Source organism: Rhodococcus sp. (in: high G+C Gram-positive bacteria) (assembly GCF_049591685.1).
Classification (GTDB): Bacteria; Actinomycetota; Actinomycetes; order Mycobacteriales; family Mycobacteriaceae; genus Rhodococcoides.
In genome coordinates this window covers 1-10,752 of record NZ_JBAWFH010000315.1, presented here as the reverse complement: position 1 = coordinate 10,752, position 10,752 = coordinate 1, and the positions used below count along the sequence as shown (strand labels likewise).

Sequence of the window (10,752 nt, the reverse complement as noted above, 5' to 3'; positions counted from 1 at the left end):
CGCCTCGGGGTTGCGCTGCATGGCACTCGCCACGGCGAACACCGTCAACGGCAGATCGCGACGCTCGAATGCCCGCAGCACGCGCCAGACACCGGCGCGAGAACCGTACTCGTACAACGACTCCATGCTCTTGTGCCTGTTGGGGAACGCCTGCGCGCCGACCATCTCCGAGAGGAAAACCTCTGACCCTGCGTCACCGTCGAGGACGTTGCTCTCGGAGCCCTCTTCGTAGTTGAGCACGAACTGGACGGCGATTCTGGCCTCCCCCGGCCAGTAGGGGTTCGGCGGCGTCGAGCCGTAACCCACCATGTCGCGGGGATACGGGACGAGAGGCTGACGGCGTTCCGAGGTCACCGCTGCAGTCTCTCAGCACGAGCGGGTCGCCGCTGGATTCGTGGTGAAAACTCGATGATCGACCCCTCTCGCTACGACACACGGTCGTATGCAAATATTGTCCACGAGCATGCGCGCCGATCAGACGGCGCGGAGATGACCCGAGAGGATCGACCGGTGGCACAAACCGAGCTGAACCCCGCTTCGTACGACCCGGTCGAGTACACACACGAGGACGTCGCCGAGGTTCCGTCCGCGGACTGGGGTTGGTCCGGCGAGTCGCGCACCGCGATGCGTGTCGCCTCGATCGTGGTGGCGCTTTTCTTGCTGTTCATGATTCACGGCAACCACACCGGCAAGGTGGAGGACCTGTGGTTGATCGGCTTCGCCATAGCACTGGTGGCCATGGTCGTCCGCGACATCGTCGTGCGGCGCAAGCCCAGGTAATCACCGGCTCAGTTCATACGTATCACCAAAAGCCCGGCGCGAAGATGCGCCGGGCTTTTTGGTGATCGTCGAGTCAGTTCTCGGCGGCCAACTGGCCGCAGGCAGCGGCAATTTCCTGGCCGCGGGTGTCTCGTACCGTGCAGGACACACCTTGCGCGATGACCCGTCGAACGAATTCTCTCTCGACGTCCTTGGGGCTCGCGTCCCACTCGCTTCCGGGCGTGGGGTTCAGCGGGATCAAGTTGACGTGCACCCGCGAGCCCAAAGCCTTGTGCAACTTCTTACCGAGCAGGTCCGCACGCCACGGCTGGTCGTTGACCTCTTTGATCATCGCGTACTCGATGGATACGCGACGGCCGGTTTGGTCGGCGTAATAGCGCGCCGCAGACAGCACCTCTGCCACCGACCACCGATTGTTGACGGGGACCAAGGTGTCACGGAGTTCGTCGTCGGGCGTATGCAGCGATACCGCCAGCGTCACTGACAGTCCCTCGTCGGCGAGTTTCCTGATGGCGGGGGCAAGTCCGACGGTCGATACCGTCACCGACCGCTGAGACAGGCCCAGGCCGTCGGGGGCAGGCGAGACGATTTTCCGTACTGCAGCGACCACGCGCTTGTAGTTGGCGAGCGGTTCGCCCATACCCATGAACACGACGTTCGACAGTCGACCTTCTCCCCCGGGCACGACACCGTCTCGAAGGTCGGCGGCCGCGGACCGCACCTGGTCCACGATTTCGGCGGTGGTGAGGTTGCGATCGAGTCCGCCCTGGCCGGTGGCGCAGAACGGACATGCCATGCCGCAGCCCGCCTGACTCGAAATGCAGAGCGTTGCCCGATCCGGGTAGCGCATCAACACGCTTTCGAGCAGCGTGCCGTCGTTCGCCTTCCACAGGGTCTTGCGGGTGTCGCCGTCGTCGCAGCTGAGATGCTTGATCGGAGTGAGCAGCGGCGGAAACAGATCGGCTCCCACCTTTTCCCGCACCGATGCGGGGAGGTCGGTCATCTTCTCGGTATCGGCTTCGAGGCGGCCGTAGTAGTGCCGTGCCAACTGATCGGCTCGGAACGCCGGGAGTCCAAGCTCCTTCACCGCTGCACGTAGACCGTCGCGATCGAGATCGGCGAGGTGCCGCGGCGGCATACCGCGGCGTTTGTCGGCGAACACCAACGGCAGCGTAGGCCTGCTCTTCGCGGTTGGGGTCGCAGACACGGGTTCGCCGGCGGCGGTCACGTCGGACGTGGTAACGGAGTCACTCATAGTGCTTCCAGTGTCGCACTACTGTGCCGTCTCACCTAGTCGGCCGGGCGTGGAGCCTGCGGAATGCCCCAGGGGACGCGGGCGTGGCGGTCACTGTTTCCGCGTCGGGCATCGCGGGTAGACGGTCGCCGAGCACATTCGTGTGCAGTCGTCACTTGCTTACGAGAGGATCACACGATGTCCACACAACGAGGAAACGGCGACACGACGGGCAACGACGGCATCTTCGTCGATCAGCCGACGGCTCCCGCGGCGCACGAAGACAATGCTCCCGCTCCGATCACTTCTCCTGATTCGGGAACTCACAGCGCACCTGATCCCGACGCCGTGCGCGACACTCGATCTCCTGCGGGGAAGTCGCCCGACGGCATCGCACACACCCGAGCTGCGGCAACATGGACCGGACTCGTGGTGGGCGCGCTTGTCCTCGTCCTTCTATTGGTGTTCATCCTGCAAAATCTGGACGGCGTGCCGGTCAACATCTTCGTGTGGACCTTCAATTTGCCACTCGGTGTCGGCATGTTGCTCGCCGCCATCGCAGGCGCTCTGGTGATGGCACTCGCGGGCGGCGTCCGCATTCTGCAGATTCGGCGGGCCGCCAAAAAGAAGTGATCACGGTGCGGTGAACACTATGCACACAAGCTGGCAAGTTCGGTCTGAATCGATCATGCTGGCAGGTGCCCGAACTCACTGCTAGGAGCCTTACGTGACCACTTTCATGGAGACAGCAGCCGCCTCTCGTGTGGCGCCCGAACGCGCTCGGTCGTGGCTCCTGGTGCCCGCCACCAAGCCCGAAGTGTTCTCGGCAGCTGTCAAGTCCGAGGTCGATGCGATCATTCTCGACATCGAGGACGCGGTGGCTCCTGCTGCTAAGCCTGCGGCGCGCGACGCCGTGGTGTCCTGGCTCGAGGCAGGCAACTCGGCGTGGGTACGCATCAACGACGCCACGTCCAGCTTCTGGGCGGACGACCTCGCCGCGCTGTCGGGTCTCCGGGGCTTGGCCGGGGTCATGCTCGCCAAGACGGAGAGCGGCGGACAGGTCGAAGCAACAGCTGCGCGCCTGTCGGAGGGCACCCGCATCCTGACGCTCATCGAGTCCGCTGTCGGCCTGGAAGCCACTCCCGAGATTGCTCGTGCCGATTCGACGTTCCGCCTTGCCTTCGGCAGTGGTGACTTTCGACGCGACACCGGAATGAGCGACGAGCCGCTTGCCATGGCGTATCCCCGCTCCCGTCTGGTCGTGTCGTCGCGAGCAGCCCGGCTACCCGGCCCGATCGACGGGCCCACGCTGGCGGCGAACGAATCCATCCTTGCGCGTGATTCGGCGCTGACGCTTTCCATGGGCATGAAGGGCAAACTTTGCATGCGCGCCGAGCAGGCCCCCGTCGTCAATCGTGAATTGGCGCCATCGCCCGCGGATGTCGCCTGGGCCGCGGAGGTCGTCGCCGAGCTCGGCGCCGACGGTGCCCGCGTGAAGGACGGTAGCGACCTCCCCCGCCTGGCGAAGGCGCTCGGGATCGAGGATGCGGCCACCGTCTTCGGCATCGAAGCAGGCTAGCGAACTTCCAAGCCGGCCGGCTTCCGCCGCCAGTGCACGCGGTATCTCACATCGATCTGTAGGCCAGGGACGCTTCGTGCGGCCCTGGCCGCAGTGCGTGAGGTGAACTCGATTCTGAGGACAGCGCGCAGCGTGCGCCGGTCGGGGAACTCCCATACCGTGTCGACCCGCTCCATGTCGAACCCCTGAGCGGCGAAGAAGGCCTCGACGGACGCACAGTCGTACTTCGGCAGATCCGCATGCATCCACTGCCCGTACGGCGATGCGGACACATCGAGATCGACCACCACGAGCGTGCCGCCCGGCCGCAGTACGCGCATCGCCTCGGTGATACCGGGGCCACTGCCCGATCCGAAGAAGTAGGCCGTGCGGGCGTGGACGACGTCCACCGAATCGCTCGGCAGCGGTATCGATTCGGCATGTCCGATAGCCACTTCGACATTGGGCAGCGCGGCCGTCCTCGCTCGCGCCAAAGCTGCGAGCGGCTCATGCGGCTCGACTCCGACGACCCGTGCGGCGGACGACGCGAACTCCGGAAGGTGAAAACCCGTCCCGCAGCCCACGTCCACGAGCGTCACACCGTCCCACGACGCAATTCGCCGCAGGGCGGCGGGGATTCGGCCCTCGATGTCCTGTGCGCGATTCTCCGCCTCGTACACATCCGGCCAGTGCCAGATATTGGGGCTCGGAATGGTGCGGGGTGTGCTCACAGCAGCAGTGCGAAGACCAACCAGGCAACGAACGCCGAGGGAAGAAGCGAGTCGAGGCGATCCATGAGGCCGCCGTGACCCGGGAGCAGCGTTCCCATGTCTTTGATGCGCAGGTCCCGCTTGACCTGGGATTCGATCAGATCACCGAGTGTTCCCGTCACCACGAGTACGACGCCGAGCAGTACACCGATCATCGAATTCGCGTCGAGGATGAGCGTCACTGTCAGCAACGAACCGATCACACAGAACAGCAGCGATCCGGCGAGGCCCTCCCACGATTTCTTCGGACTGATCGCGGGGGCCATCGGATGCTTGCCGAACAGTACTCCGGCGATGTACCCACCGACGTCGGAACACACGACGGCGATCAGAAACACCAGGACACGTCCCGCGCCGTTGTCGTCGAGCACCATGAGAACTGCAAAGGACGCGAGGAGCGGCAGCCAGCACGCGACCATGATGGTGACGGCGAGCTCGCGTAAGTAGTTCTTGGGCGCCGAACCGAGTCCCTGCTGCAACAACAGCCAGACCATGCACACCAGAACCGTGCCTGCAGTGGCACTGAGGACGCCCGTGGTCCCCCACGGCCACGCCGACCAGATAATGGCCTGACCACCTAATACGAGCGGGATTCGGGGAACGAGAATAGCCGCTTCACGCAGTCGCTTGGACACTTCGTACGTAGCCACGGCCAGCGCGGCGGCGACGACGCCGATCCACACCAGCGGGACGAAGACCATGATCAAGATCAGCGAGACGCCCAGCGCACCTCCGACGGCGATGGCTGCGGGCAGGTTTCGACCGGCTTTGCCCGGCGTCTTCACTGCGGGTTTGCCCGTCCCGCCGGGTGGGGTCGCCGGGCGGCCTTCGGGAGGCTTGGCACCGTCGGGCGTCGAGGGGTCCGGCTTAGCAGACCCCCGTGGTCGATCCGAACCCACCACGACGCCATCTCCTTGCTTCATAATCGTCTTCGTTTGCGCTGGACGCGGATCAGACCTCCATCAAGTCCGATTCCTTGCGCTTGACCAGATCATCGATCGACGCGGTGTACTTGGAGGTCGTCTTGTCGAGTTCGTTCTCGGCGCGACCGACCTCGTCCTCGCCTGCCTCGCCGTCCTTTTGGATGCGCTTGAGCTCTTCCATCGTCTTGCGACGAATGTTGCGGATGGACACCTTGGCGTCCTCGCCCTTTCCTTTCGCCTGCTTCACGAACTCACGGCGACGCTCCTCGGTCAACTGGGGAACACCGATACGGATCAGGTTGCCGTCGTTGGTCGGGTTGACGCCTAGGTCCGAATTCCGGATCGCCGTCTCGATGGGACCGAGTTGCGCCTGCTCGTACGGCTTGATGACCACCAGCCGCGGCTCAGGCACGTTGATGCTTGCAAGCTGGGTGATGGGGGTCAACGCGCCGTAGTACTCGACGACGATGCGGTTGAACATGCCGGGGTTCGCGCGACCGGTGCGGATGGACGACAGATCGTCACGCGCGACCGAGACTGCTTTCTCCATCTTTTCTTCGGCGTCGAAGAGCGCTTCGTCAATCACTGTTGTCCTCCATCGTCCTGCGCTGGTGATCCAGCATGTGTCGAAATCTGTCGGTGTGACCGGCCCTGTTCACCATGTCGCCATCACGATGTCACCAGGGTTCCGATCTTCTCACCCGCGACGGCCCGGGCGATGTTTCCCTGCGTCAGGAGGTTGAACACCATGATCGGCATCTGATTGTCCATACACAGACTGAACGCCGTCGCGTCGGCGACTTTGAGGCCCTTCTCGATCACCTCACGGTGGGTGATGGAGTCGAACATGGTGGCCTCGGGGTCGAGCCTCGGATCGGCGGAGTAGACGCCGTCGACGGCCTTGGCCATCAGCAGAACCTCTGCTCCGATCTCCAGTGCGCGCTGGGCTGCAGTGGTGTCGGTGGAGAAGTACGGCATGCCCATACCGGCGCCGAAGATGACGACCCGGCCCTTCTCGAGGTGGCGACGGGCACGGAGCGGTAGATACGGCTCTGCCACCTGGCCCATCGTGATGGCTGTCTGCACGCGTGTTGCCACACCCTGCTTCTCGAGGAAATCCTGCAGCGCGAGGCAGTTCATCACGGTGCCGAGCATGCCCATGTAGTCCGAGCGGGACCGGTCCATGCCGCGCTGCTGCAGTTCGGCTCCGCGGAAGAAGTTACCGCCGCCGATGACAACGGCAACCTGTACGCCGGTGGACACGACTTCGGCGATCTGCTCGGCCACATTGTTGACGACATCCGGATCGAGGCCCACCTGGCCTCCGCCGAACATCTCACCGCCCAGCTTCAGCATCACACGCTTGAATCCGGGGCGGTCGGTGGCGGGATCGGTCATGTCTCTCCTCGGTTCTCGCCTGTCGAATGCGCACGGTGAAGAAGGGCGCGCCGCTCGCTGCGACGTGGTGCACCCACACCCTTATCCTGCCTTATCGGAACCGCTGCGGACGACACCACCCGCGACGCGTCCGACGGCACTCTCTTCTGCGGACACGACGGGTGGGCACCGCTACCGGACACGACGATGCCGTCCGCTCGACCGGAGTCGAACGGACGGCATCGTGGTGTTCCGCTCCGTGTCAGGAGGGTCAGTTCGAGCCGACCTCGAAACGAGCGAAGCGTGTGATGGTCACGCCTGCCTCGTCCAGGATCGCCTTGACAGACTTCTTCGAATCTTGCACCGAGGACTGCTCGGTGAGAACGACATCCTTGAAGAAGCCGTTGACGCGGCCTTCGATGATCTTCGGGAGCGCCTGCTCGGGCTTGCCTTCTTCGCGCGCGGTCTCTTCGGCGATGCGACGCTCGGAGGCGACGATGTCCTCGGGCACCTCTTCGCGGGTGACGTACTTCGCCTTCAGTGCAGCAACCTGCATTGCGGCGCCGCGAGCGGCGTCTGCGGCGGCGTCGCCCTCACCCGTGTACTCCACGAGTACGCCGACGGCGGGGGGAAGGTCTGCGCTGCGCTTGTGGAGATATGCCGCGACCGGTCCGTCGAAGGACACGACGCGACGCAGTTCGAGCTTCTCACCGATCTTGGCCGAGAGCTCACCCAGAGCGGCGTCGACGGTCTTGCCGCCCAGATCGAGGGCCTTGAGCGCCTCGACATCGGCGGGCTTGCCTTCGGCTGCGACAGCTGCGACCGAGTCCGCGAACGCCTGGAACTCGTCGTTCTTGGCGACGAAGTCGGTTTCGGAGTTGATTTCCACCAGGACGCCGCCCTTGGCGACGACCAGGCCCTCGGCGGTGGAGCGCTCGGCGCGCTTGCCGACGTCCTTGGCGCCCTTGATACGGAGCAGTTCGACGGCCTTGTCGAAGTCACCGTCCGTCTCGGCGAGTGCGTTCTTGCAGTCCATCATTCCGGAGCCGGTGAGCTCACGGAGCCGCTTGACGTCAGCGGCGGTGTAGTTCGCCATGTTGAGCGAGCCTCCTCGAATGCTGTAAGTGGGCAGAGATTGGGCAGGTGGATCCAAAGAAAAGGTCCCGACCGGATGTGTGCGCTCCGATCGGGACCCCTTCGATCATGCCTGGGTTGCGGGTGCTTCCGCGACAGGTGCTTCGGTCGCAGCAGGAGCGTCTGCGTTGCCTTCACCGAGGGAGTCGGTGACAGGTGCCTCGGCCGCGGCAGGCGTTTCCGCTGCAGCTTCCTGCGTGGCCTCGGCTGCCGGCGACGCCTGTGCGAGCTGCTCGAGCTCCCACTCGGCGAGGGGCTCGCCTGCGCCGACCTCGGGCTTGTCGTCCGAGCCGGTGTTGCGTCCGGCGCGGGCCTGAACACCCTCGGCCACCGCAGACGCGACGACCTTGGTGAGCAGCGCGGCCGAACGGATCGCATCGTCGTTACCCGGGATCGGGTAGTCGACGACATCGGGATCGCAGTTGGTGTCCAGGATCGCGATGACCGGGATGTTCAACTTGCGCGCCTCGGCAACCGCGAGGTGCTCCTTGTTGGTGTCGACGATCCAGATGGCGGAGGGAACCTTCGCCATGTCGCGGATACCACCGAGGGTTCGATCCAGCTTGGTCATCTCACGCGTGAGCATGAGGATTTCCTTCTTGGTGCGTCCCTCGAAGCCGCCGGTCTGCTCCATTGCCTCGAGCTCCTTGAGGCGGAGAAGGCGCTTGTGGACCGTCTGGAAGTTGGTGAGCATGCCACCGAGCCAGCGCTGGTTGACGTAGGGCATACCTACGCGAGTTGCCTCACCGGCGATTGACTCCTGCGCCTGCTTCTTGGTGCCGACGAACAGAACCGTGCCACCGTGGGCGACGGTTTCCTTGACGAACTCGTAGGCCTTGTCGATGAAGGTCAGAGTCTGCTGCAAGTCGATGATGTAGATGCCGTTGCGGTCGGTGAAGATGAATCGCTTCATCTTCGGGTTCCAGCGACGGGTCTGATGTCCGAAGTGTGTGCCGCTGTCGAGCAGCTGCTTCATGGTTACTACAGCCATGGCTGAATAACTCTCTTTCGATTGCCGGTTGACGCAGGGTGTCGTCGACCCCTGCCCTGGCGACCGCTGGTTGCCGGACCCCCTTCGACAGGAAGACCGCCGGCAACCGGTTACGAAGTACGAGCCACCACAGCGATGGATTGCTTCGTTACGCGGACGCGCGAAGTCGACCCGTGCGGGCACAGGTCGCTACACCAGTGTACGGCTTCGCTGATCCGAAACATAACCAGGCCCTTCACGTCAAGACGTCGCGCAGTCTGTGCATGAATTCGGCCTTTGTTCACACACGCGGCACCCGCTCTTCCGAGCGGACCGTCCGGCATGAACGCTGACACCCGTGAATCCACGACGGCCAACCCGTGCAGGAATCGCGACGATGGTGGCGCTCGCGCTGCTGACCGCGCTGCCCGCAGCACCATCGGCGGCGCGACCGAGCGAGACCGGCGCCATGTTCTCGTGGCCTCTGGAACCCAGGCCCCGCGTGGTGAACGCCTTCGACCCACCGCAGCACGATTGGCTGCCCGGGCACCGCGGCGTCGATCTCGGCGGCCGACACGGACAGCCAGTGCACGCTGCCGGCGCGGGGATCGTTGTGTTCGCCGGGACCGTCGCCGGCAAACCGGTCGTGTCGATCGATCACCCCAACGGTCTTCGAACCACCTACGAGCCGGTCGTGGCGTCCACCCGGCGAGGCGACCGGGTTCGAGTGGGAGACCCGATCGGCAATCTCGACGCGGGTCATGCGGGATGCCCCGATCCGTGTCTGCACTGGGGAGTTCGCCGTGACCGCGTGTATCTCGACCCCACAGCACTGTTGAACACGACGCCCATCAGACTCAAACCGTTGGGAGGACTCGCAACTCGGAGAGCGCGCTGAGGTCTCTAACGCCGACCGGGGCCCGAGTGCCTGCCCGACGACGCCGGGAAATCGTCGGCCACCATCGCAGCGAGCTCGACGAAGGCGGCCCGCGTCTGCGGCCGGAGGAGTTCGAGATCGACGACGGCGCCCTCGGCGAGGTGTTCATCGAACGGGACGACCAGCACAGCACGGCATCGTTCGAGGAAGTGCTGAGTCAGCAGGTCCATGTCGACCGCGGAAGAACCCGGACGTACCGAACTGATGACCACGACCGTACGTTCGACGAGATGCCCGTAGCCGTGCAGCTGCAGCCAGTCGAGTGTGGCAGCAGCGCTACGCGCACCGTCGACGGCAGGCGAGGACACCAGCACGAGGGCATTCGCGAGTTGTAGCACTCCGTTCATCGCGGAGTGCATGATCCCGGTTCCGCAGTCGGTGAGGATCAGGTTGTAGTACACCTGCAGCATCTCGATGACCGAGCGGTAATCCTGCTCCCCGAACATCTCCGACGCCGCCGGATCACGTTCCCCGGCAAGCACTTCGAGCCGGCTCGGAGCCTGCGACGTATGGGCTCTGATGTCGGAGTAGCGACGGATGTTCGGCCCGTCCGCCAACAGATCTCGAACCGTCGACGACGTCTGGCGGGGCACCCGCTCGCCGAGGGTGCCGAAGTCCGGGTTGGCGTCGACCGCAATGACGCAGTCGCCACGCAGCGAAGCGAAAGTCGAGCCGAGGCCCAGCGCGGTCGTCGTCTTGCCGACGCCGCCCTTGAGCGACAGGAACGCGATCCGATAGTCGCCGAGGACGGGTTGCCTGATGCGTTCCACCTGATTGCGGTACCGCTCCTCGGCCGTCGACTCGCCGGGGTTGATGACGCCGCCGGTGAGGCGATGCACTCCGCGGCGCCACCCCGACGTCGAGGCGCGCTTCGGACGACGAAGAAGGCTGTCCGGAACGAGGTCCTGGCTCGAGGGTGCGTAGGGCGACTGCTGCGCAGGATCGGAAGGCCGACGACCCTGCTGCAAATCCTGTTGCCCGCGGTCGGACTCGTTCTGCGGTGCGGCGGATCCCCTGGACGCTGCCGGACCGGGAGACGCGGCGGGGCCAGGGGACGCTGCGGCGGGGG

The 10,752-nt window shown here is 64.7% G+C and carries 12 protein-coding genes and 1 pseudogene; 4 read left to right on the top strand and 9 right to left on the bottom strand.

The window, feature by feature from the left end:
• Positions 1-309, bottom strand: a pseudogene (locus tag WBQ44_RS13035) (allantoinase); the annotation flags it as partial.
• 201 nt (positions 310-510) lie between these two features.
• Here WBQ44_RS13035 and WBQ44_RS13030 point away from each other — a divergent pair.
• Entirely contained in the window at positions 511-780 is a 270-nt protein-coding gene (locus tag WBQ44_RS13030; protein WP_495567099.1) for a DUF2631 domain-containing protein, read from the top strand.
• Between the two features lie 73 nt (positions 781-853).
• Here the strand turns inward: WBQ44_RS13030 and rlmN are convergent, their stop codons facing one another.
• Positions 854-1,918 (bottom strand): dual-specificity RNA methyltransferase RlmN, encoded by a 1,065-nt coding sequence (gene rlmN, locus WBQ44_RS13025; protein ID WP_495567102.1) that lies wholly within the window; start codon positions 1,916-1,918, stop codon positions 854-856.
• A gap of 294 nt (positions 1,919-2,212) precedes the next feature.
• Here rlmN and WBQ44_RS13020 point away from each other — a divergent pair, with 294 nt between their 5' ends.
• Together WBQ44_RS13020 and WBQ44_RS13015 are read left to right on the top strand one after the other, a co-directional pair.
• On the top strand, positions 2,213-2,647 hold the full coding sequence (locus WBQ44_RS13020) for a LapA family protein (protein ID WP_495567098.1): 435 nt from the start codon (positions 2,213-2,215) through the stop codon (positions 2,645-2,647).
• A 106-nt stretch (positions 2,648-2,753) separates the two neighbouring features.
• Complete coding sequence (locus WBQ44_RS13015; protein WP_495567101.1) at positions 2,754-3,593, top strand: HpcH/HpaI aldolase/citrate lyase family protein; 840 nt, start codon at positions 2,754-2,756, stop codon at positions 3,591-3,593.
• Here WBQ44_RS13015 and WBQ44_RS13010 read toward each other — a convergent pair.
• The 6 genes from WBQ44_RS13010 to rpsB form a co-directional block, all read right to left on the bottom strand.
• The gene (locus WBQ44_RS13010; RefSeq protein ID WP_495567097.1) at positions 3,590-4,303 is read right to left on the bottom strand and encodes a class I SAM-dependent methyltransferase; all 714 of its coding nucleotides are present in this window, start codon (positions 4,301-4,303) and stop codon (positions 3,590-3,592) included. The two genes, WBQ44_RS13015 and WBQ44_RS13010, sit on opposite strands and share 4 nt — an antisense overlap.
• Positions 4,300-5,265: a phosphatidate cytidylyltransferase gene (locus WBQ44_RS13005; RefSeq protein WP_495567096.1), complete on the bottom strand. Its 966-nt coding sequence runs from the start codon at positions 5,263-5,265 to the stop codon at positions 4,300-4,302. The genes WBQ44_RS13010 and WBQ44_RS13005 overlap by 4 nt, the downstream gene beginning before the upstream one ends.
• Before the next feature lie 28 nt (positions 5,266-5,293).
• The gene (gene frr / locus WBQ44_RS13000) at positions 5,294-5,851 is read right to left on the bottom strand and encodes a ribosome recycling factor (RefSeq protein ID WP_495567095.1); all 558 of its coding nucleotides are present in this window, start codon (positions 5,849-5,851) and stop codon (positions 5,294-5,296) included.
• Positions 5,852-5,934: 83 nt separating this feature from the next.
• Positions 5,935-6,663 carry a UMP kinase gene (gene pyrH / locus WBQ44_RS12995; protein ID WP_495567094.1) on the bottom strand — a complete coding sequence of 243 codons (729 nt, stop codon included), beginning with the start codon at positions 6,661-6,663 and terminating at the stop codon, positions 5,935-5,937.
• 250 nt (positions 6,664-6,913) lie between these two features.
• Positions 6,914-7,738, bottom strand: coding sequence for a translation elongation factor Ts (tsf, locus tag WBQ44_RS12990; RefSeq protein WP_495567093.1), 825 nt, complete (start codon positions 7,736-7,738; stop codon positions 6,914-6,916).
• A 105-nt stretch (positions 7,739-7,843) separates the two neighbouring features.
• Entirely contained in the window at positions 7,844-8,767 is a 924-nt protein-coding gene (gene rpsB, locus WBQ44_RS12985; RefSeq protein ID WP_495567092.1) for a 30S ribosomal protein S2, read from the bottom strand.
• 376 nt (positions 8,768-9,143) lie between these two features.
• Here rpsB and WBQ44_RS12980 point away from each other — a divergent pair, with 376 nt between their 5' ends.
• The gene (locus WBQ44_RS12980) at positions 9,144-9,644 is read left to right on the top strand and encodes a M23 family metallopeptidase (RefSeq protein ID WP_495567100.1); all 501 of its coding nucleotides are present in this window, start codon (positions 9,144-9,146) and stop codon (positions 9,642-9,644) included.
• Between the two features lie 5 nt (positions 9,645-9,649).
• Here WBQ44_RS12980 and WBQ44_RS12975 read toward each other — a convergent pair.
• Positions 9,650-10,752: MinD/ParA family ATP-binding protein (locus WBQ44_RS12975; protein ID WP_495567091.1), on the bottom strand; the 1,103-nt coding region annotated here is incomplete at its 5' end.